Annotated in this window: 19 protein-coding genes; 7 read left to right on the top strand and 12 right to left on the bottom strand. The window is 63.5% G+C overall.

Going from position 1 to position 20596, the window contains the following annotated elements; genetic code table 11:
- The 4 genes from bshC to NZN28_RS04040 all read right to left on the bottom strand — a co-directional run.
- The coding region (gene bshC / locus NZN28_RS04055) for a bacillithiol biosynthesis BshC (RefSeq protein ID WP_295395494.1) at positions 1-875 on the bottom strand (875 nt) is incomplete at its 3' end.
- Between the two features lie 173 nt (positions 876-1048).
- Positions 1049-1690 (bottom strand): Crp/Fnr family transcriptional regulator, encoded by a 642-nt coding sequence (locus NZN28_RS04050; protein WP_295395493.1) that lies wholly within the window; start codon positions 1688-1690, stop codon positions 1049-1051.
- 164 nt (positions 1691-1854) lie between these two features.
- On the bottom strand, positions 1855-2673 hold the full coding sequence (locus tag NZN28_RS04045) for a 1,4-dihydroxy-6-naphthoate synthase (RefSeq protein ID WP_295395492.1): 819 nt from the start codon (positions 2671-2673) through the stop codon (positions 1855-1857).
- A gap of 149 nt (positions 2674-2822) precedes the next feature.
- On the bottom strand, positions 2823-3197 hold the full coding sequence (locus NZN28_RS04040; RefSeq protein WP_295395491.1) for a hypothetical protein: 375 nt from the start codon (positions 3195-3197) through the stop codon (positions 2823-2825).
- A 141-nt stretch (positions 3198-3338) separates the two neighbouring features.
- On the opposite strand from NZN28_RS04040, the gene NZN28_RS04035 reads away from it, so the two are divergent.
- Both NZN28_RS04035 and NZN28_RS04030 read left to right on the top strand, forming a co-directional pair.
- Complete coding sequence (locus NZN28_RS04035; protein ID WP_295395490.1) at positions 3339-4049, top strand: S24 family peptidase; 711 nt, start codon at positions 3339-3341, stop codon at positions 4047-4049.
- A 114-nt stretch (positions 4050-4163) separates the two neighbouring features.
- Positions 4164-4943 carry an ABC-2 family transporter protein gene (locus NZN28_RS04030; protein WP_295395489.1) on the top strand — a complete coding sequence of 260 codons (780 nt, stop codon included), beginning with the start codon at positions 4164-4166 and terminating at the stop codon, positions 4941-4943.
- A 192-nt stretch (positions 4944-5135) separates the two neighbouring features.
- On the opposite strand, the gene NZN28_RS04025 is transcribed toward NZN28_RS04030, so the two are convergent.
- The 5 genes from NZN28_RS04025 to NZN28_RS04005 form a co-directional block, all read right to left on the bottom strand.
- Entirely contained in the window at positions 5136-6245 is a 1110-nt protein-coding gene (locus NZN28_RS04025) for an MraY family glycosyltransferase (protein WP_295395488.1), read from the bottom strand.
- A 230-nt stretch (positions 6246-6475) separates the two neighbouring features.
- Positions 6476-7102 carry a uracil phosphoribosyltransferase gene (gene upp / locus NZN28_RS04020; RefSeq protein WP_295395487.1) on the bottom strand — a complete coding sequence of 209 codons (627 nt, stop codon included), beginning with the start codon at positions 7100-7102 and terminating at the stop codon, positions 6476-6478.
- A 122-nt stretch (positions 7103-7224) separates the two neighbouring features.
- Positions 7225-8088, bottom strand: coding sequence for a phosphotransferase family protein (locus tag NZN28_RS04015; protein WP_295395486.1), 864 nt, complete (start codon positions 8086-8088; stop codon positions 7225-7227).
- A gap of 12 nt (positions 8089-8100) precedes the next feature.
- Complete coding sequence (locus tag NZN28_RS04010) at positions 8101-9342, bottom strand: MFS transporter (protein ID WP_295395485.1); 1242 nt, start codon at positions 9340-9342, stop codon at positions 8101-8103.
- Positions 9343-9795: 453 nt separating this feature from the next.
- Positions 9796-10458, bottom strand: a complete 663-nt coding sequence (locus NZN28_RS04005) for a GntR family transcriptional regulator (protein ID WP_295395484.1) — start codon at positions 10456-10458, stop codon at positions 9796-9798.
- A 204-nt stretch (positions 10459-10662) separates the two neighbouring features.
- On the opposite strand from NZN28_RS04005, the gene NZN28_RS04000 reads away from it, so the two are divergent.
- Positions 10663-11664 carry a TAXI family TRAP transporter solute-binding subunit gene (locus NZN28_RS04000; RefSeq protein ID WP_295395483.1) on the top strand — a complete coding sequence of 334 codons (1002 nt, stop codon included), beginning with the start codon at positions 10663-10665 and terminating at the stop codon, positions 11662-11664.
- A gap of 157 nt (positions 11665-11821) precedes the next feature.
- Positions 11822-14185, top strand: a complete 2364-nt coding sequence (locus NZN28_RS03995; RefSeq protein ID WP_295395482.1) for a TRAP transporter fused permease subunit — start codon at positions 11822-11824, stop codon at positions 14183-14185.
- A 49-nt stretch (positions 14186-14234) separates the two neighbouring features.
- Here the strand turns inward: NZN28_RS03995 and NZN28_RS03990 are convergent, their stop codons facing one another.
- Complete coding sequence (locus NZN28_RS03990; RefSeq protein WP_295395481.1) at positions 14235-14954, bottom strand: hypothetical protein; 720 nt, start codon at positions 14952-14954, stop codon at positions 14235-14237.
- 126 nt (positions 14955-15080) lie between these two features.
- Between NZN28_RS03990 and NZN28_RS03985 the strand changes: the two genes are divergently transcribed.
- Together NZN28_RS03985 and holA are read left to right on the top strand one after the other, a co-directional pair.
- Entirely contained in the window at positions 15081-15440 is a 360-nt protein-coding gene (locus tag NZN28_RS03985; RefSeq protein ID WP_295395480.1) for a DUF4160 domain-containing protein, read from the top strand.
- Between the two features lie 230 nt (positions 15441-15670).
- Complete coding sequence (holA, locus tag NZN28_RS03980) at positions 15671-16609, top strand: DNA polymerase III subunit delta (protein ID WP_295395479.1); 939 nt, start codon at positions 15671-15673, stop codon at positions 16607-16609.
- On the opposite strand, the gene NZN28_RS03975 is transcribed toward holA, so the two are convergent.
- A complete protein-coding gene (locus NZN28_RS03975) occupies positions 16606-17568 on the bottom strand; it encodes a calcium/sodium antiporter (protein WP_295395478.1) in 963 nt (320 codons plus the stop codon). The two genes, holA and NZN28_RS03975, sit on opposite strands and share 4 nt — an antisense overlap.
- Before the next feature lie 148 nt (positions 17569-17716).
- Complete coding sequence (locus NZN28_RS03970) at positions 17717-18934, bottom strand: N-acetylmuramoyl-L-alanine amidase (RefSeq protein ID WP_295395477.1); 1218 nt, start codon at positions 18932-18934, stop codon at positions 17717-17719.
- Positions 18935-19167: 233 nt separating this feature from the next.
- Here NZN28_RS03970 and NZN28_RS03965 point away from each other — a divergent pair, with 233 nt between their 5' ends.
- Positions 19168-20562 (top strand): TldD/PmbA family protein, encoded by a 1395-nt coding sequence (locus tag NZN28_RS03965; RefSeq protein WP_295395476.1) that lies wholly within the window; start codon positions 19168-19170, stop codon positions 20560-20562.
- The last annotated feature ends 34 nt before the right edge of the window (positions 20563-20596 follow it).

The raw sequence follows: 20596 nt of genomic DNA, 5'->3' as shown, positions 1-20596 counted from the left end.
GGGTCGTGGGCCAGCAGGGCTCGCAGGTCGGCGGGGCTGTAGCGTTCCAGGCCGTCGTCAAAGCGACCCTCGCGGAAGCGCAGCAGCCGACGAACCCCATCCGAACCCTCCAAAAACAGGTTGGTGGCGGCCTCGCCCCGGCCCAGCGCGGGCTCGAGGCCCGCTTGTTTCATGGCCTGGGCCGTGCGGTTGATGGCCTCGGAGGAAGCCAGGGGATTGGCAATCTCCCGCTCCAGGGCCGGCACAAACAGGGGGGCCAGCTCCTTGGCCATGGGGTCGAAGACCACCAGCCCATAAGGGCCCAGGAATTCCAGCATCAGCCGGGCAAAAACCTCGCTGTAGCTCCAGTTGCCCAGCATGGCCCGGCAGATGCGCTCGCGCACCTCGGGATACCCGTTAAAGGAGCGCAGCAGGTTGCAGACCTGGGCAAAATAAGGGGCAAAGGGAATGCGCCCGGCAGGGTGCGCTGGGGGAAGGGGGAGCTCCAGGCGGTGTATGCGTTCTTCGAAGTCCAGCAGTTCCACGCTGCGGATTTCGTCGGTGTCGTGGTCTTGCGAAGCCACCCAGAAGACCGGCACCACCGGTTGTTCCAGGGAAGTGTATGCCCTGGCCAGCTTGAGCGCGGCATGGGCCTTGTAAAAGGTGTAGGCCGGCCCGGTCAGCAGCCCGGCCTGCTGCCCGCTGACCACCACCCGGCTGTTGGGGTGCGCCAGTTGCTCGGCGGCCTCGAGGCTGGCTTTGGGGGCGCCCAGCCGCTGGAGGTAGGCCACCAGCCCTGCCCGCAGGGCCTCGCGCGGCGCATCCCGGGCCGTGCGCAGCAAATCCGGCAGGCTTTGTAGGTCATAAGGCAGAAACGGGTGCAGGGGGTCGGGCATGGCTAGGGGATTCTATCGCCTGGGGGTTCGTCGTAGCGTAACTTGTGGCGGCATTGCGGCCCAGGTGGGTGCAGGTGGCTTTGGCATAACCCAAAGATGCCTTGGAATCCAGAATTTGCGCTTGCCTCGAGGTTCCAAGCCAGATGTGGCCGGGCCGTCCCAGCGTTTTTTTGCTACAGCGACATCCGCCTGAGGGTGTCGGGCTTGAGGATCAGGATACGCCGGTAGCCCAGTTCGATGGCATCGTCCATGGCCAGCTCGCCCAGCACCTTGGTAATGGTTTCGCGGGTGGAGCCGGCCAGGTGGGCCAGGTCTTGATGGGAGAGGGTGACCTCGAGGCCCTCCTCGCCCTTGCGCATGGCCGAGAGCAGGGCTTTGGCCAGCCGGGGCAGCACCTCTTTGAAGCGCAGGTCCCGCAGGCGTTCCTCGGCTTTGCGCAGCCTGCGCGAGAGCAGGAGCACAAAAGCGGCCTGGGCCTCGGGGAAGCGGCCAGTCAGGCGTTGCAGGTCTTCTCTGGAGGCCGAGAGCAGCTCGCAGTCAACCAGCGGCTCGGCAAACACGCCGTAGCGCTCACCGGGCAGCAGGGCGCCTTCGCCGAAAATGTCTCCGGCCCCCACCACGGTCAGGGTGATTTCTTCTTCTTGGGGCCCCAGCTGGAACAGCCGAACCCAGCCCTCCTGCACGAAGTACAGGGTCTTGGCTTCGTCCTCGGGATAGCACACATAGCTGCCCCGCCGGGCCGTGAAGCTACGGAATACCCGCTCGGCTTCGGCCCTGGCCTCGGGCGGCAGTGTGGCGATAAACTCCGGGGTCATGGCTTTAATTTAGCGGTTCTGGCTCGAGGACACTTTTGGTGAAGAATACAAATTGTGAGAAACACGCCTATTGGGGCCCCCGTGTAAAGCGGCTGGACAAAGTTCCAAAGAAGGCCAGCAGACACGGTTTTTCTCCCCCTAAACAGGCCAAGCCTGCACCGGGTTCAAGCAAAGAGCGATAGGTGAGAAGCGGGCAGGAGCCCGGCGGCCTCGCCGCGGCGGAACAGCTCGGCCACGGCGGCCTCGCCTTCGGGCCCCACATCCAGCGAATACTCGTTGACATAGGTGTGGATGTGGGCCCAGATCACTTCGTCTTGCAGTTCCTGGGCGTGCTGCTTGATGTAGGCCACGGTCTCTTGGGGATGGGCCCGGGCATACTCCAGGCTGGCCCGCACCGCGCCGTCTACAGCCCGAATGGTTTCCATGCCCAGGTCGCGCCGGGCCAGAATGGCCCCCAAGGGGAGCGGCAGGCCGGTTTGTTGCTCCCACCACTCGCCCAGATCGAGCAACTTTTGCAGCCCGTGCTGGGGATAGGTAAAGCGCGATTCGTGGATGATAAGACCGGCGTCCACCTCGCCCCTCGCCACAGCGGGCATGATGTGGTCGTAGCGCATCTCCATCGGTTCAAAGCCCTGGCTATGGAGGGAGAGCAGAAGAAACGCGGTCGTGTTCTGACCCGGAATGGCAATTTTCCGCCCCCGCAGGCTGTTCAGGGGTTGCCGGGCCACCAGCAGGGGCCCCACCCCGCGCCCCAGGGCCCCTCCGGCGCGGAGCGCAACATACTGCTCACGCAGGCGTCCGTAAGCAGCGTAGCTGATTTTGGTGAGGGGGAGCCGGCCCTGCAGGGCCCAGCGGTTGAGGGTTTCCACGTCTTCCAGGCGTTCGGCAATGGGGAAGGGGGTGGCTACCTTGCCGTGGGCCAGGGCGTAAAAAATAAATGTATCGTTCGGACAAAAAGAGTAGCCAAGCTCCATGGCATTCATGCTATCGGCAGAGCGGGGGGCGTCAAAGTGAGCGTGGTTTCTGGGATGTTGTCGCGCCCTTCACAAACATGGCCGCCTATCCAGGCGCTCACTGTTCTGTCCAGGACAAAGCTTTCTAGTCGAATGGCTCTAAGTACGTGAAGAGCGCTCTATTTCACCGGTTTTTTCCGACCGTTTTTCTTGCGGGGGGATTTAGGGGCCTCGAGCTTCAGGTCGGTCTTCTTGCCCACAACCCTGAGCAGCTGGCCCAGGGTGACCTCCGAGCCAACCCAGCCCAGCAGCGTGGCCAGAACCAGAAGGCTTTTGGGCGAAAGGGTGAGCCAGTCCGAGACCAGGAGGGCGGCCAGGGTGCCCCAGAAAGCGCTGCTCAAAACGCGCAGAGCCCTCTTCCAGCACGGGCCTTGTGCGCTCTCGACCAGGAAGCGGAGCAAGGCGCCCGCACCGGCGAACAGGCCGATAATGCCCCAAAACTGCCAGGGCTCGAGCCGGGCCAGAAAATCGAGGGTGGAGGGTTTGGGTTCCATGGGGCACCTGGGTCTGAAGGGATTACGCTAAAAACAGAACAATCGGTTGTGATATGCTATTATAGAAGAGATGATTAGTCAATATGACTTTTTTCCTTACCTCTTAATCAAAATGACTTAGCATCGTCTCGAGGCCATTCCATGAACCCCCCTTACTGGGCCATTGCCATCCGCCAGCAACGCCAGCGCCAGGGCCTCTCGCAAAGCCAGCTAGCGCAGGCATCGGGGCTGCTCAACCAGACCGAGGTGAGCCGCCTCGAGCGCGGCCTGATTCACCCCACGCTGGGCCTGGGAGCGGCCAAACTGCGGGCTCTGCTGCAGGTGCTGGGCTGGAATCTGCGGGAGTTCTCGGAGGCGACCGGGTTGGAGCTAACCTTTTCCGAAAGCCCGGTGCCTGAGGGAGCCCGGCGCATGGAAGCCAGGCTGCGATTTGTCACGTTCCCGGTCCAGGCAGCGGTTTGGGCGGGTCAGGAGGGTTCGGCCTCCATGGAAGAACTGGCCTCGGTGCCGCTGGAGGACCTGCGAAAACTCGGGGCCCAGCCCGAAAACGTGGTGGTTTTTGCGGTCAATGGCGACTGCATGGTTTCCGAGGGCGTGCGGGCCATAAGCCAGAGCATCGCGCCAGGAGACCGGGTCGCGGTGGATACCGCCCGAATGCCTAGGGCCGGCGACGTGGTGGTGGCCTGGGATGGCCAGAACGAGGTGCTGCTCATCAAGCGCTACCGGGAAGAGGGGGAACACATCGTGTTTTACCCGGCCCGCCGCAGCCTGCCGCCGGTGGTGCGCCACCGCGACGACCCGGTCAAAATCATTGGGCCGGTGGTGTGGCGCGGGGGGCCTTTCAGGGGCTAGGGAAGGGAAAGCCCCAAGCCGAAGGCTGAACGCATCTGGATTCGCACCATGTCTCTGGGCAAAGGCCATCTTAAACCCCATGTGACCCGTTGGGCCGCCTGATACACTGAGCCCATGCGCTATCTTCGGGTGCTGAGCCGCTTTTGGGGAACCGCCTTGGCGGCCGAGCTCGAGTATCGGGGCAACTTTCTGGTGGCTCTGCTCTCGGCCCTCGGCGGAGCCGCCGGAAGCCTGTTCGGAATCTCGTTGCTCTACCAGGGGGGCTACCAGCCCGGGGGCTGGAGGTTCGAGGAAGCCTTGCTGGTGCTGGGCGCCTTCCTGATGCTGGATGGCTTCGCCTTTACCCTGCTCTCGCCCAACCTGAACCGGGTGGTGGAGCAGGTGCAAAAAGGTACCCTCGACTTTGTGCTGCTAAAGCCGCTGGACAGCCAGTTCTGGCTTTCTTTTCGCACCCTTTCGCCCTGGGGCCTGAGCGATGGGGTGATTGGACTGTTGCTGTGGGTGTACGCAGGCCAGCGCCTGGGGCTGAGCCTGGCCGACTATTGGATGGGCTTCGGGCTGTTGGCGGTGGCGTTTGTGATGCTCTACAGCCTGTGGTTCATCATCGGCACCAGCAGCATCTGGTTTGTCAAGGTGGCCAACGCCACCGAAGTCCTGCGGGCCTTGCTCGAGGCCGGGCGTTTCCCGGTGCAGGCCTTTCCGGTGGCTTACCGCTTCGTCTTCACCTTTGTGGTGCCGGTGGCCTTCCTGACCACGGTGCCCGCCGAGGCCGCGCTGGGCCGCCTGACCCTGACCGGTCTGGGGCTGGCCCTACTGATAGCGGTTTTTCTACTGGTTTTTTCCAGGTTCTTCTGGCGCTTTGCCCTGCGGAGCTATACCTCGGCCTCGAGCTGAGTACACGGTCGTCAAGATACCCACATTCGGCCACAGATTCCAAAGGGTGGTTGCCCTCGAGGCCCTGGTTGGGGAGGGTGCTTGCCCAGGCCCATTGCATGAAGGGCCAGGTCTGCAACCTCAGGCCGCCCCTGCGAGGTCGGGGAGGAACCGAGCGAGGGGGGCACGAACGGGCTTTTGTGCGACGCAGAACTAAGCGCTTCCCGGAGCCTGCTGTGCGGTCTCCTTCCAAACGGCCCGCAGCTTGCGCCAGACCGTAAAGCCCAGCAGCGATGCGGTGCCCATAATCGTTACCGCAATGACCACCCCCCCCACCCCCTGCACCCACATGGCCACCAGATTCAGGGCCAGGGTAATGGCCCAGAGGGTAACGGTGGTCCGCCGCTGGGAAAAGCCCCTGGCCAGAAGCCGGTGGTGAATATGGTCTTTGCCCGGGGTGGACATGGGGTTTTGCCGCTTGAGCAGGCGGCGGACAAACACCTGCGAGGTATCCAGAATGGGCAGCAGCAAAAACAAGGCGGTGGGAACCAGCGAAAAAACCGTGGTCACCTTGAGGCTTCCCAGCAAGGCGGTGGCGGCCAGCACATAGCCAAAGAAATAGGCTCCAGCATCGCCCATGATGATTTTGGAGGGGAAAAAGTTGTGCCGCAAAAAGCCCAGCGCCGCACCCGCCAGCGCAGCCAGCACCAGGGTGGCAGCCGCCCACTGGGGGTTCTGGGCCGATACCGCCAGCAGACTCATGGCGGTAATAAAGGCGATGCCCCCGGCCAGGCCGTCTACACCATCCATCAGGTTGACTGCGTTGGTGATACCCACCACCCATGCGATGGTGAGCACCGTGCCCCAGAAGGGGTCCAGGGCGGTGCCGAAGGCCGCATGAAAGCGGATGTCCACCGCGACCAGGAGCAGCGCTGCCAGAAACTGCACCAAAAGGCGAAAAAGCGGGGGCAGGCCGAACTGGTCATCCACAAAACCCACCAGCACCAGGATGGCCCCCCCCAGCAAAATGGCCAGCACCTGCACCTGCACTTCCTGAATCAGAATGGGACGCAGAGCGGTAGCCGCGACCAGGGCAGCCACCACGCCCGCAAAAATGGCCAGGCCTCCCGCATTGGGCAGGGGTTCCTTGTTCAGACGGCGGGCATTGGGCTGGTCGGCCCAGCCAACCTTGAGGGCAAACTGCCTTACCCTGGGCATAAACCGCCAGGTCACGGTCCAGGCCACCAGGAACGTAAACACCACAATCATCCAGCCCGAGCCGGTGGGGTTGGCGATGCCGATGGATTTGAGAAACTCAATCATACCTGAGCCGCTCTAGCTTATAGCGAACGGGTGAGGATTTGTGCAGGGGGAGTGGGTGGGAAAAGGCCCGGCGCACGCCTTGGTGTGTTAGATGCGTCTCGGCCCGGACGCATGCTCGTTTTCGTGGGCGGCCAGGTCTGTGAAGAGCGCAATATCCCACCCAAAACCCTGGCGGGCCGTGCGGGTGGTTATGCGCAAATGAAGGTGCGCGCCCTGCCCGGAGCCCCTGGCTACTTGGTGCCGTAAATCCGATCCCCGGCATCGCCCAGGCCGGGCACAATGTAGCCGTGGTCGTTGAGGTGGCTGTCTATGGCGGCGACCACGATTTCCACGTCGGGGTGGGCTTCTTGTACCCGCTTGATGCCCTCGGGGGCCGCGATGATGCTCATCAGCTTGATGTGGTGGGCCCCCCTGGCTTTCAGGATGGAGAGGGCGTGCACCGCGCTGCCTGCGGTGGCCAGCATGGGGTCGGTCAGGAAGACCCTGCGCTCGGCAATATCGGCGGGGAGTTTGCAGTAATACTCCACCGGGTTGAGGGTTTCTGGGTCGCGGTAAAGCCCGATGTGGCCCACTTTGGCCGCCGGCACCAGCTTGAGGATGCCGTCCACCATAATCAGACCGGCGCGCAAAATGGCGACCACCGCCAGTTTTTTGCCCGAGAGCATGTGAGCGGTCATGGTGGTGAGCGGGGTCTCGATGGTCACGGGGGCAAGCTCGAGGTCGCGCATGGCCTCGTAGGCCATGAGCATGGTGACCTCTTCCATCAGCTCACGGAACTCTTTGTTGCCGGTGTGTTTGTCCCGAATGATGGCCAGCTTGTGCTGCACCAGGGGGTGGTCGACCACGGTCACCTTCATGTTGGCTGAATCGTAACACTGGGATGCAGCAGAGGGCAAATGAAAATGCCGGGGCACGCTCGCGGTGGGGTCGTGGGTCAGTCGAAGGTTGAGATGCAAGCCTCAAGCTTTGGGCCTACCCATCAGGCCAGCTCTGGGTTGAAGTCCTGGTAGAACCGCAGGGCCTTGGGCATCTTGTCGGCCACGGCGGCCTCGAAACCCGCCGGCTCTTTGGTGCGGAACCAGTGCATATCGTGCAGGTAGGTGAGGGGCACCCAGAAGCGCAGGCGGCGCCAGAGCAGGGTGGGTTCGGGGTAGCTCTGTACAATGCTTTGCAGGGCGGCGGTGGCCTTTTCCTCGCCCAGCAGCACCAGCGTGCCGGTGGTCAGGATGGCCAGGTCGCGGGCGGGGTCGTCGGGCTGGGCGCGCACCCAGTCCACCACCAGGGCCTCGGGCACGCCCTGGGCCTCGGGATGCTTCAAGAGGATGTTGCCCGCATGGGGGTCGCGGTGGCAGAACGCCTGGGGGGTTCCGGCGACTTCGTCTATGTGCTGCCAGAGCCAGCCCACCAACTGCTGGGCCTGGGGAAGGTCGTGCAGGGTGCCGCCAAACTGGTTGAGGCGGTTTTGCAGACGAGAACGGCTGACCACGCCCGGTTCTGCGATGCTGTGGAGGTGTACGAAAAATCGGGCCAGCTCGTTCAGAGCGGCCTGGCTGAAGCGGGTGGGGGTAAAGTTGGTTCCGGGGTAGCGCCGGGTTACCAGAATGCCGTGCTGGTTGAGGGTGTAGGCCTCCACGACCCACTCGGCCAGCCCTGCTTTGGTCATGTTCAGGGCTTCCAGGCGCGCGGCGTAGATGCCGCCTGGTTCGGTGGTTTGGGGTGGGTAGACTTTGAACACCAGCCCATCCCCCGCAAAGGTGCGGGCCTCGGCCCCGCCGACCAGCGGGGTCAGGGGCATCTGGTAGCGGGCCTCGAGGGCCGGCAGTATCTCCACCTTGCACAGCATACCCAGGCGGGGTCAGTCGGAGGCAACCTGGGGGGTGGGCATGGGCGGCTCGGCTTTGGGCGCGGGGGCCAGCGCTTTGGGCCAGGGAAAGCGAATCATGACCAGGGCCGCCATCAGGGTCAGGAGGCCCATCACGGCCACGCCCCAGCGGGCCCCCAGGGCCTCGATCAAAAAGCCCGAAAGATAGGCGCCCAGCGGCCCCGAGCCCAGCAAGACCATCGAGTACACCGACATCACCCGGCCCCGGATGCGGTCGGGCGCAATGAGTTGCACGGTGGTGTTGGAGTTGAGCATGGTGGTAATCATGCCCAGACCACCAATGCCCAGCACCACCGCGACCCAGAGGGTCGGCAGAGGCAGGGCCAGGGTCATCAGCGACGTACCCAGAATAATGCTGCCGATCACGGCCCGCATGGGGCGGGCCCTGGAGGCAATGGCCTGAACCAGGGCGGCCACGATTGAACCCAGGCCCACTGCCGACATCAGGAAGCCGAACCCCTGCGCGTCGAGGCCAAGCTCGAGCCTTGCATAGGAAGGCACGATGGTCTGAAAGTTCATGCCCAGCAGACTGGTCAGCCCCACCAGCACCACCACCTGCCGTACCAGGGGCTCTTGCCAGACAAAGCGCAGGCCCTCGAGGGCATCCTCCATGACCCCGCGATGCTGGGGCTCTATTTTGCCGCCGGGTGTGAAAAACAGCACCGCGATGAGCGGAATGAAGGAAAGCGCGTTGGCCAGGTAGCTCCAGGAAAGCCCGAAACCTGCGATGAGCAGCCCGGCCAGGGCCGGCCCCACCAGCCTCGAGGTATTGAAACCAAAAGAGTTGAGGGCGATGGCGCCGGGATAGCGATCCTTACCGGCCAGCTCCACCGTGAAGGCTTGCCGCACGGGCAGGTCCATGGCGTTGAACATGCCGTACAGGAAGGCGAACACCAGGACGTGCTCGTAGCGCACCAGCCCGGTCACGATCAGGGCAAACATGCCAAAGGCCAGCATCGCCATGCCGCCCTGGGTGATGAAGAGGAGGTTGCGTCGGCTGTACCGATCCGAGAGCACCCCGGCTGGAATGGAGAAAAGCAGCGAGGGCAGAAACTGCAAAGCCACCACCAAGCCCAGACGCTCGGCGCTGCCGGTCAGCTCCAGCACCAACCAACCCTGTGTGGCTGCTTGCATCCAGGTGCCAAGTTGGGAAAGGAACAGCGCAATCCAGTAGGTGCGATATTGGGGGTCTCGTAGCAGGGCCAGCGCCAGCACCCCCCCATCATACCCCTAAACTGACCCGCCGGTCAGTTTACGCAACCGGTTCGGGCCTGGAAGTTGATTCCGGTTTTGCAGGGTTTGCGTCCGCAAAGCTCTCCAGTACCATCTTTGGCTGGAACACCCGGCAAGCGGTGGGGGTGTTGAGGCAGGGACGGGGGTAGGGTGCGGGTGCTGGAGACCACGCCCCACCTCCGACCGCCCCCGCTCAATATCTTTGAAGGTTGCCACTACGCTGGAACCTGGAACTGCGCATTATTGCGCTCTTCACAGACGTGGCCGCCCACGAACACGAGAAGAGACAAAGAGACGTGCCGCACCGAGGTGAGGCACGCTGGTCTGCGTTGCGCCTGGGCCCAGACGCATGTTTTCGAGTTTCCAGGCCGCCACTGTTTTGTTCAGAACCAGGCTTTCTCCAACCCGAATGGCTCATCGTATGGGAAGAGCGGTCTATTTCGTTACCAGCCAACCTTCCAGGCTTTCCCGGATGCGCTTGAAGTGCTTCAGAAGGGCCAGGCCGGCGCCTTCGGCGTTGCGGGCCTCGAGGGCAGCCAGCACCGAGCGGTGTTCGTGGTACCCCCGCTCGAGCTGGGCCAGGCTGCGGGCTGCCGGTTCCAGCGCCAGGTGCGACTGATCCTTGAGCAGCCCCACCATCCGCTCCAGTACGGGGTTGTGGCTGAGGGTGCCCAGCAGCCTGTGAAACTGAAGATCGGTGGCCTGGTAGCCCACAAAGTCGCTCTCCTGAAGAGCCTTGGCCTGGGCTTGCAGCACCTGCTTCAGCCGGGCCAGGTCTTCAGGAGCGGCCCGGCTGGCGCCCAGCCGCACCGAGGCCACCTCCAGCACCTCGCGCACCTCCAGGATTTGCAGCGCATCCTCGAGGCTGAAATGGGCCACCACCGCTCCCTTGTGGGCCTGTTCCCGGGCCAGCCCCTCGGCCACCAGCTGCAACACCGCCTCGCGCACCGGGCTGCGCGAGACCCCGAGCTGGCGCGATAGCTCCGGCACGCTGAGGGCGTGGCCGGGCGGCAACACCCCCTTCAAAATCTGGGAGCGCAACACAGCGTAGGCCTTGTCGGCGAGACGTTCGGATTGCAGCTTGGCTCGAGGCTTCATAGCTCCATCTAGACAGATTCACTCCAACTTTACGTTTTAGATTGCGCCCTACCGGCAGGTATTCTGGCGTCTGCCCCTTGACATGTTACATGTAATATGTAAACTGACCACAGCCGGAAGCATAACCCAAGACACATCGGGCTAGAACGATGTTTTGGGTGACCCACTACGCCGTTTTTGATCCGGTTTTCAGGAGGTTTTTCAATGAAGCTGTGGAAAGTGCTTGTAATTGCCTTGATGCTGGTGCTGGGGGCGGCCCTGGCCCAGCAGCGTCCCCGGGTGGTTATTCCTACGGGTAGCACTGGGGGCGTGTTTTTCTTCTACGGGCAGGCCATTGCCAAGTTGCTGAGCGAGTCGGGAGTGGCCGATGCCACCGCTCAACAAACCGGGGGTTCCTACGACAACCTGCTGCTCTTGCGCGACCGCACCGACCCAGCCTCCCGCACCTACTACTGTGCCCTGGCCACCACCGATTCGGCCCTGGTCACCTACACGGGTGAAGAGCCGCGCTTTGCCCAGCGCAAGGCCGACATGCAGCGCATCATGTTCTACATGTACCCCAGCCTGATCCACATCGTGACCACCGAAAACTCGGGCATCAAGTTTGTAGGCGACCTACGGGGCAAGCGGGTCTCGACCGGCCAGCCCGGCTCCTCGACCGAAAACCTGGCCCTGCTGGTGCTCAAGGGGGCCGGTGTAGATGTGCGTGAGTTTGCCAAACGGGAGCGCCTGCCCGCCGCCGAATCGGCCAAAGCCCTGTCCGAAGGCACCATCGATGCCTACTTCTGGGTTGGGGGGGTGCCCACCGCCAGTGTGGTGGAGCTGGCCCAGAGCCTGGCCCGCAAAGGGGATCAGATCAAGCTGGTAGATTCTCCCCGCAATGGCCCCACGGCCCAGCTCCTGATGAAAGAGTTCCCCGGTATCATCACCACCGGTGTGCTGCCCAAGGCCGCCTACGGCACCAAAGACAACGTGTTTGCCCTCTACACCGGCAACGTGTTCCTGTGCCCGGCCTCCATGCCCGACGACCTGGCCGCGGCCATTATGAAGGCGGTTTTCAGCAACCTGCAAACCCTGGTGACCGCCACCGCCGCGGCCCGCGACACCACCATCAAGAACACCGTAGACCTGTACAACCAAAAAGTGGTCATTCCCTTCCATCCCGGTGCCTTGCGCTACCTGCGTGAGACCGGCGCCATCCGGTAGACCTTGAAAGCCACGTCCAAAGCTCCCTCAACCCGGGTGGGGGAGCTTTTTGCTGACTCGAAAAAGGCTTTTGCCTCTGGGCTGTGTGGTGTTCGCAGAGGTTCTAAACTGGAACCAATACCGCGAGGTGTTCAGGTGCCTGTTTTGAGGAGGTCTTATGGAAATACCTCAGGATAGCGCGGGTAGAACCACCCGGATGGGGCGCGTCATCTGGATTATTCTGCTCGTAGCGGCCCTTTTCAGCCTGTATCTGGTGGTACACCCTTTTACTCCCCTGAGCCGCTGGGATTTTAGCATCCTGGACCAGGTTCAGCTTCGCCGGGCTACCCACGTTTTGCTGCTCCTGGTTGCAGGTTATCTCATCACCTCTCGCCTTCCGGCCACCAGGCGAACCATCGGTGCGTGGGTTTTTGCAGCCCTGACCCTGCCTTTCCTCTATACCTTCTGGGTGCCCAACGTGCCAGGGGTGGACATCCCGCTGGCTGGCAAGCTGATGGGAACCCTGGCCTGGGCGCTGGCCGTGCTACCGGCTTTGTGGCCCCAGTTGCGCCGCTATACTGACATCGCCGCTGCCTTGCTGGCCATTGCGCCCTGGGCTTACCAGGTGCGCTACTACGAGGAGCTGGTCAACCGGGCGGTGATTCCGGCGGGCTGGGATATGGCCATGTCCTTCAGCATCATTATCCTGGTGCTGGGGCTGGTTTCTCGCTTGCTGGGCCCCATCATGCCCTCGCTGGTGCTGATTTTCCTGGCCTACAACATGTATGGCCAGTACGTACCGGGCACCTTCCGGGGCGCCAAAAACGGAATCGACCTGATTCTGGGCAAAACCTACAACGAGACCGAAGCGGGCATCTACGGCCTTATTACCGGGGTCTCGGCCAAGTACCTGGTCTACTTCACCATCCTCTCGGGGCTGATAGGGGCGCTGGGGCTGGGGCGAGTGGTGGCCAACATCGCCCTTTCCCTGGTGGGCCGCACCCCGCAGACCCCCGGACGGGTGACCGGCATCGCCTCGGTCTTCATGGGTATGTTTAGCGGCTCGGGGGCGGCGGATACGCAGTTTGTGGCCACCCTGACCAAACCCCTTTACGAAAAAGCCAACTACGACAAGATGATTGCGGCGGGTCTGGTGGCCACTGCGGGCACCATTGCCCTCATCACCCCGCCGGTGCTGGGCTCGATTGCCTTTGTGATGGTGGAAATCCTGCAGATTAGCTATCTGTGGGTGGTCATCATGGCCATCGGGCCCATGCTTTTGTATCTGGCGGGGATTCTGACCTTCAACGAGTTCTATGCCCGCAAGGCCAAGCTGCCTCCGGTGGGGGGCGACGAAACCCTGCGGCGGAGCTATGCCCTGCGCTACAGCACCATCTTTATCCCCATCATCCTGATTGTGGTGATGCTCTTCTTGGGCACCGAGGTCTCGACCGCGGTCTACCTGGCTTCCTTGGCCTTTATCCTGGTCTGCTACCTCGACCCCACCTTGCGGCCTGCCCCCCTGGCCGAGGCCATGCGGAGTCCAGCCTACAAACTGGGGCTGCCCCTGGGCATCGGGCTGGCTTTGCTGGGGGCTTTTTTGCCGGTGCTGGCAGGCTGGGAACTGGGGAAAATACCGGTTCTGCCCATTACCCTAGCTGTGCTGGGGCTGTTGCTGGGCACCTTTGTTTATCCGGCCTGGGCCAGCGGCAGGCTGCGGGGGGCCATTGAGCCGATTGCCCTGGGGCTGGCCGAGGGCTTCCGCCAGCTCATTCCCATCGGCTCGGCGATTGTGGCCGCCAACCTGATTTTCGGCATGATGGTGATTACCGGCCTGCCTTCCAAGTTCTCGTTGTTCCTGGGGCAGGTTTCGGGCGAAAGCCTGCTGCTGGCGACCCTGGTCACCGCCGTCTTCAGCCTGATTCTGGGAATGGGGGTGCCGCCCACGGCGACCTACGTGCTTACCGCCTCGCTGACCGCACCCGCCATCATCAAGATTGCCGCCGCTAACTTCCAGGGGTATGGCCTCGAGCCCCAGCAGGCGGTGCTGGCCGCGACGCTGGCGACCCACATGTTCCTCTTCTACTACGCGGTGCTGGCCGATGTGACCCCCCCGGTGGCCCTCTCGGGTTATGCCGCGGCCTCGGTGTTCAAGACCAACCCCATCCTGACCGGGGTTTATGCGGCGCGGGTGGCGCTGGCCAAGTACATCATCGGCTTCTTCTTCCTGCTCTCCTTCACCGGAACCGGCTTGCTGATTCTGCCGATTGTGCAGAACGTGCCGGGGATTGAGGGCTGGTTGATCATCCTCGAGCGCTTCTTCTTCACCGGTACAGCCATTGTCTTTCTGGCCGCCGCCACGGTGGGGTACACCCGCCGGCCCTTGCAGCGCTGGGAAAGCTGGGTGATGGGGCTGCTGGCCATCGCCCTGTTCTATCCCTACCCCAACCTCTGGATGCCCTTCATCCCCTTCGTGCTGGGGCTCTTCTTCTTCCTGCGCGGCGAAAGCACCCGCACACCCCAGCCTCAGGCGGCGGACTAGCCTTCGCTGAGTCAGGTTCTTTTCTACCCCCCCATTACTGGGGGGTGGTTTATTGATGGAGCGCCGCTTTGTAGAGGGCCAGCCGCTCCAGCCGCACCAGGGGGGTCTGGTCTGGGGTGAAGCCCCAGTAAGCCAGGACACTGCTCTTCGAGACCAAATCAGTTCCGCGTGCCGGCAGTTCATCCTGCCCGACCCGGACACCCGAGCGAAGCAAGGTTTCGAGTCGCCCTTCCCGGGCCAGCCCACGTAAGCGAGCCCGGTAGTCCAATAAGGTCTCCGGCTTCAGGTTGGGCCTGGACTCGGCCTCACCCGGCCTGAAACCAAAGAGCAACTCGAGGTCGTTGTCAAACCCGTCGTCGTCGGAGTCGAGCCCATCCTGGGTGACCTCCCGAAGGGCCTGGCGAATCTGGGCCACATTGAGCTGAAAGATGCTGCGGGCTTCGGGGCTGTCGGCGGCCACAGTTTCGTCCAGCATCCGGCGCACGATGGTCTGATAGTCTCGGCCAAAAGGATTGAGTTGCCTTGTGCTCTCCCGACCAATATGACACAGGGCGCAGGTGGCCTGGGTGGGTTCGAGGTGGTAGCGCACCGCAAGCTCGCGCAGCGAGGGCACGGCGAAGCGCAAGGGGGTGGCGGCGGCGGGTATCAGCCCCAGGGCATCGGTGTAGCGCCCGCGCTCCCGAAACGCCTCGCCCAGGCCGCGCCAGCTAAAAAGCGCAAAGCTCCCCAGCAGGGCCACTGCAATCAGGAGCCGCAGACGGTCGTCCATCTGGGTTCAATCTATACGAAAAATGCGGGGGCTTGGGTGGGCCGGCAGGGCAGCATGGTTGTTCGCGCAATGCCCGGGATGGTCAGAAACACGAGAACCTCGAGCAGGGTTGGCTAAACTTTAAGCATGTTGACGCTCATGCGCCGGGGTGGTTTTCGCTTCTATGTCAAGTCGGGCAGCGCCCAGGAAAAACCGCACATCTTCGTGACCCGCGACGGGGACACCTGGGCCAAGTTCACCCTCCAGCCGGTGGGTGTGGTCGTCAATAGCGGCTTTGCCCGCAACGAGCTGACCCGCCTGCAAGGGATGGTGGCCGACCTCGAGCCCCAGCTTTTGCAGCTTTGGTGGGAGTACGCCAGCACCCAGGGGGTCAAACCGGAGGCTGAAAAGTCCGATAAGCACGGGCATAAACCTGGCCCTTCGGATGAATCACGGGCGCCGCTCGAGCCCACACCGGAACCGACGGCGCTCGAGGCTGTGGTTTGAGAGCGCTTCCCACGAATACCCGATGCAGCGGTTTTTGCTGCGCCGGGTACATGACTACGCTTTAGCGCGATCACTTTGTGAGGCGTAAGGGTGGGAGGTGCGATGAGTCTGAGAAAAAGGAGTTGACCCCTCGCAGGTCGGAGAACCCCGGTTGGCTGGTGCCAGCAGAGCCAGGCCTTTTTTGCACCCCCCAACCCCTGCGCCCTCCCTCTGGTATCCTGCCCCTGGACATGATTCAGGTTTTTACCGGCGACAGCTTTCTGGCCCGCGAAGCCCTGCTGCAAGAGGCCCGTTTGCAGGGCCTGGCCCCCCACTTGATGCCCCCGGAGCCCATTCTGGTGGCCCAGGAGGCTCAAGGGGGGCTTTTTGGCCCCGGCGGGGCCCTGGTGGACCTGCGCGACCTGACCGAGGCCGACTGGAAACCCCTCAGGGAAGTGCTGGAAGGGCTCCCAGCAGATGCCGTGGTGTTGTTGCTCGACCCCCGCCCCACGGCAGCCCGCAGCAAGTGGTATGCCGACAGGGCCCAGAAGCGTGACCACCCCACCCCCGGCCCCAAGGAGATGACCCACTGGGTCGTCAACCGCGCCCGCCACTACGACCTCAAGTTGCCAGGGGCCATCGCGTCGTATCTGGCGGGTCTGGTCGGGGGCAAGGGCAGCGCCGAAAACCCCGCCCTGGGTCTGGAAGCCCTCGACCAGGAACTGCAAAAACTCAGCCTGGCCTCTCCACCCATGACCCTCGAGAAAGTGCAGGCCCTGGCAGCCCTGGACACCCCCATTTCCGGCTTCGATCTGGTGCGTTCGACCACCGAGGGCAAGGCCACCCAGGCTTTCAAGTATGCCCGCGAACTCCTCGAGCGGGGTGAAGACCCCCTGCGGATTTTAGGTGCCCTGTCCTGGCAGTATGTGCGGGTGGCCAAAGCCTGGGCGCTGTTGCAGGACGACCCCATGATGGGGGAGGGGATGGCAGCCAGCGCCCTGGGCATGCACCCCTACGCGGCCAAACAAACCCTGCTGCTTGCCAAGAAAATGACCGGGGAGGCCATCGCCCAGGCCCTGGAGATACTGATAGAGGCCGAAATGGCAGCCAAAACCGGACGGGAGATGCGCCTGGCGCTGGAACGGGCCCTTGCCCTGCTGGCCCGCATGCACCAGCTAGTTGCGCCTTAGCTGGCGGTTCGGATGAGAAGGGCTACATAGACCCCGTACAACCCCAGAAAAAGGCCCCCCTCGCGCCGGCCCAGCCGGAACCCGGTGACCAGAAAAGGCCACAAGAGGACGCTGGCCCCGAGCATGACCCACAGGTCACGCACGATGCTCTCCCAGGGCAGGCCAATGGGCTGTACCAGGGCCGTAATGCCCAGAATGCCCAGAATATTGAAAATGTTGGAGCCCACGATGTTGCCCAGGGCGATGTCCGGTTCGCGGCGCAGGGCTGCCATGAGGGAGGCGGCCACCTCCGGGAGGCTGGTGCCCAGGGCCACGATGGTCAGACCAATCACAAGCTCCGGAACCCCAAAGGCCCGGGCCAGCTCCACCGCCCCGATGGTCAGGAGGCGGGCCCCCACCCCCAGGAGCACCAGCCCCAACACCACCCCTGCGTAGGTTGGCCAGCCCGCTTGAATGGGTTTGCCATATTCCTGGTCGAACTCGCCCTGCACCTCGGTGCTTTCGCCTGTGCTGCTCTTGTACAAAAACCAGATATACAGGCCCAGCAAGGCCACCGATAAGAGCCCCTCGAGGCGGCTTATCTGCTGGTCAAAGTTAAGAAATACAAACAGCAGCAAGGCCGCCCCGATCATGATGGGCACCTCGCGCTTGATGAACTGGGCCTGGGCCCGGATGGGGGCTATCAGGGCGGTGAGGCCCAGAATGAACAGGATGTTCAGGATGTTGGAACCCACCACGTTCCCGATGGCGATGGCCGGACTGCCCGAGAGGGCCGCCGCCAGACTGGCCGCCAGCTCAGGGCTGCTGGTGCCGAAGGCCACCACCGTGAGGCCCACCACCATGGTGCTGATGCCCCAACTGCGGGCCAGCACCACCGCGTTTCTCACCAGCGCTTCGCCCCCAAAGTACAGAAGCACGATGCCGGCGGCAATCAGCAACAGGTTAATCACAAACTCCATGCCGAGTAGGGTAACAGAAACCAAGCGGGAGGGTTCGCGTAACGATTTGCCAACAACAGCCCAGGAAGGGGTGCAGGGCAGGTGTGGAGGATGTCAGAGCCGCTCCTGATATTGCTTAGTTAAGGCTGCCCTGAGGGGCTAGGGGGGGCTACTCGAGCGGATGGTCGTTTTCCAGATACTCCAGCACCCCCCGCGCGATGCCGTAGCTGATGCGGTCTAAATAGTTCGCATCGCGCAGGTTCTGCCCCTCTATGGGATGGCTCAGGTAGCCCATCTCCACCAGGATGGCCGGGACGCTGGCGTAGCGGATGACGAAGAAATCGGCGCTGCGCACCCCTCGGTTGACGGCGGCAGTGGCCCCCAGCATGTACGAGAGCACCCGCGCAGCCAGGGTGCGCGAGAGTTCCATGCGGCGGGCCGAGTTCATCTGGGGGGTGGGGCTGGGCAGACTCTGGGGCGGGATGGGGTTTACGTCCTCGGGGCTGGGCTGGGCGCCGGGGTCGAGGGTGCCTGGCTGGGTTGCAGCAGCCAGGATATCCAGCGGACTGGGGGTGACGGCCACGGGCGGGGGGGTGAGGGGGGCCGGGGGTGGAAAAAAAGGGCGGGCGCCCGTGGGGCCAAAGTAGTAGACCTCGAGGCCGCACCAACCATCGGCCCGGGCCGGTACGGTGGCGTTGGCGTGAATGGAAACAAAGATCTGTTTGCCCTCGGCCAGGGCTATGCGCTGAGTCAGGTCGGTGCGCTTGTCGGGAGAAAAGGCGGTATCGCTTTCGCGGGTTAGCGTAACCTCGACCCCGGCCTCTTGCAGCAGGCGGCGCACCCGCAGGGCCACCTCGAGGTTCACCCATTTCTCGGCCACCGGCCCCATGGCCCCTGGGTCGGGGCCGCCGTGCCCGGCGTCCAGCACCACCGAAAAGCGCCGCCCCTGGGCCTTTATAAAGCGAAAACCGGGTGGGGAGGAGAGCGGACTCGTATCCACAAAGGCCCCCGAGAGGTCAATCACCAACCGCTGCCCATCCCCTTCCAGGGCGGCCAGGGTCATGGTCTTGTACCCGGAGCGGGGCGTGACCCCCTGAGGCGTGAGCAAAATCAGCACCGCCTTGTCTTCATGCTGTTCCAGCACATAGCCTGCCAGCTCGGGCAGGCTCACGAAGTGCAGGCCGGGCGTGAGGGTCTGTCCCGGTAAGGTCACCCGCAGGGCAGCCCCGAGCGGCTCGATGGTGTAGGGGGTGTTTTTGGGCAGGTCGAGTACCACCCGTGCAAACCCCGGCTGGTCGCCAATGCGAATGGGGGGCAGGCTTTGACCCCAGACCCCGCTGCCCAAGAGCAGCGCCAGAAGCAACAGAAGAACAAGGGGCCCCTTCAAAACAGCTCTAGTTTAAGGCTGCCCACGAGCAAAGGATGAGGGCTGGGCGAGGGGCCTGTGACCTGGGTTTGGCGGTGTGCACAGAGTTGAGTCGGGGTTTGGGAAAACTATTGGGAATGCTCCAGTGCCAGTCGTGCTGATTTGCAATCAGGCCGGGTCGTGCAAAATGCAATTCAAGTTGGGTATGGGGTGGGCGGAATCCTGGTAGGCTGGCAGGGTTAGAAGGAGGTCTTGTGCTAGCAGAAGCGTTGGTCGGCGACGTGTTGCAGAAGGCCCGCGTGGGTGGGGCCGACTTTGCGGAGTTGTATGTGGAACGCTGGCGGCGGCGGGCCTTGCGGGTGCTGTCGGGCGAGGTGAAGGAGGCCACCAGCGGCCTCGAGTATGGCGCCGGGCTGCGCTTGTTCTATGGAACCGAGGTGGTCTACGCCTACACCAACGACCTGAGCCCCGAGAGCTTGCTCGAGCTCACCGACACCCTGGTCAGGCTCAAGGGCAGCGCCGGGCAGGTGGATGAGCGGGGCCGGGGCGGGCTTGACTTTCGCAAGGCCACCGCGCAAGGCCTGCACGCCCCCGAGATTCCCTTTACGGCACGGGACAAGCGTTACCGCCTGGAGCGCATCCGCGAGGCCGAGGCCGGGGCGCGGGTGGGGCCCCAGATCAAGCAGGTGCAAAGCGACCTGATGGAGTGGGAGCAGGAAGTCCTGGTGGCTACGAGCGAAGGAACCTGGGCCGAGGACCGTCGGGTGCGCACGCGCCTGTATGTGACCGCCATCGCTCAGGACGAGAGCGGAATGCAGACCGGGGTGGTGGGGCCGGGGCTCTCGGTGGGCCTCGAGCTCTTCGACCGCTACCCCCCCGCCGAGGTTGGGCGCAAAGCGGGCCTGCAGGCCCTGACCAACCTGCGGGCCAAGCCCGCCCCCGCCGGCACCATGCCGGTGGTCATTGGCAGCGGCTTCGGCGGGGTGATTTTCCACGAGGCCTTGGGGCACCTCCTGGAGACCACCTCGGTCGCCAAAAAGGCCAGCGTGCTCTCCGACAAGCTTGGCGAGAAAGTGGCCTCCGAGGTGGTCACCTACATTGACGACGGCACCACCCCCCACGGCTGGGGCTCGCAGGAGTTCGACGACGAGGGCCAGGCCACCGAGCGCACCGTTCTGATCGAGAACGGGGTGCTGAAAAGCTACATGGTAGACCGGCTCGGCAGCCTGCTCACCGGCTACCGGCCCACCGGCTCGGGCCGCCGCCAGGACTACACCTTTGCCCCCACCAGCCGGATGCGCAACACCTTCATTGCCCCCGGCAGCACCCCCAAGGAAAAACTCTTCGAGGGCATCGAGTATGGCCTGTATGCCGCCGACATGGGCGGGGGGCAGGTGCGGCCCGGCTCGGGGGAGTACAACTTTGCCGTCAAGGAAGGCTACATCATCCGCCACGGGCGCCTCGAGGAGCCGGTGCGGGGGGCCATGCTGGTGGGCAAGGGCCCCGAGAGCATCCAGCGCATTGTGGCCGTCTCCGACGACCTCGAGATGGGCCCCGGCATGTGCGGCTCGCTTTCGGGCAGCCTGCCGGTGGAGGTGGGCCAGCCCCACCTGCTCATTTCGGAGATTGTGGTGGGTGGGCAAGCCTGAGCGGGGCTGGTTTCCTCGCCCTGAACCCTGCATA

It is taken from the genome of Meiothermus sp., from assembly GCF_025056915.1.
Lineage (GTDB): Bacteria > Deinococcota > Deinococci > Deinococcales > Thermaceae > Meiothermus.
Note: the sequence above shows the minus strand (reverse complement) of the source record. Positions and strands in the feature narration are given on the sequence as shown.

Bases quoted from the DNA above. Each gene is read 5' to 3' on its own strand.
- NZN28_RS04000 (WP_295395483.1), top strand. From the start codon at position 10,663: ATGAAGCTGTGGAAAGTGCTTGTAATTGCCTTGATGCTGGTGCTGGGG.
- NZN28_RS03975 (WP_295395478.1), bottom strand. From the start codon at position 17,568: ATGGAGTTTGTGATTAACCTGTTGCTGATTGCCGCCGGCATCGTGCTT.
- NZN28_RS04015 (WP_295395486.1), bottom strand. From the start codon at position 8,088: ATGCTGTGCAAGGTGGAGATACTGCCGGCCCTCGAGGCCCGCTACCAG.
- NZN28_RS03990 (WP_295395481.1), bottom strand. From the start codon at position 14,954: ATGGACGACCGTCTGCGGCTCCTGATTGCAGTGGCCCTGCTGGGGAGC.
- NZN28_RS04035 (WP_295395490.1), top strand. From the start codon at position 3,339: ATGAACCCCCCTTACTGGGCCATTGCCATCCGCCAGCAACGCCAGCGC.
- NZN28_RS04005 (WP_295395484.1), bottom strand. From the start codon at position 10,458: ATGAAGCCTCGAGCCAAGCTGCAATCCGAACGTCTCGCCGACAAGGCC.
- holA (WP_295395479.1), top strand. From the start codon at position 15,671: ATGATTCAGGTTTTTACCGGCGACAGCTTTCTGGCCCGCGAAGCCCTG.
- NZN28_RS03985 (WP_295395480.1), top strand. From the start codon at position 15,081: ATGTTGACGCTCATGCGCCGGGGTGGTTTTCGCTTCTATGTCAAGTCG.
- NZN28_RS04050 (WP_295395493.1), bottom strand. From the start codon at position 1,690: ATGACCCCGGAGTTTATCGCCACACTGCCGCCCGAGGCCAGGGCCGAA.
- NZN28_RS04045 (WP_295395492.1), bottom strand. From the start codon at position 2,673: ATGAATGCCATGGAGCTTGGCTACTCTTTTTGTCCGAACGATACATTT.
- NZN28_RS04030 (WP_295395489.1), top strand. From the start codon at position 4,164: ATGCGCTATCTTCGGGTGCTGAGCCGCTTTTGGGGAACCGCCTTGGCG.
- upp (WP_295395487.1), bottom strand. From the start codon at position 7,102: ATGAAGGTGACCGTGGTCGACCACCCCCTGGTGCAGCACAAGCTGGCC.
- NZN28_RS03995 (WP_295395482.1), top strand. From the start codon at position 11,822: ATGGAAATACCTCAGGATAGCGCGGGTAGAACCACCCGGATGGGGCGC.
- NZN28_RS04040 (WP_295395491.1), bottom strand. From the start codon at position 3,197: ATGGAACCCAAACCCTCCACCCTCGATTTTCTGGCCCGGCTCGAGCCC.
- NZN28_RS04025 (WP_295395488.1), bottom strand. From the start codon at position 6,245: ATGATTGAGTTTCTCAAATCCATCGGCATCGCCAACCCCACCGGCTCG.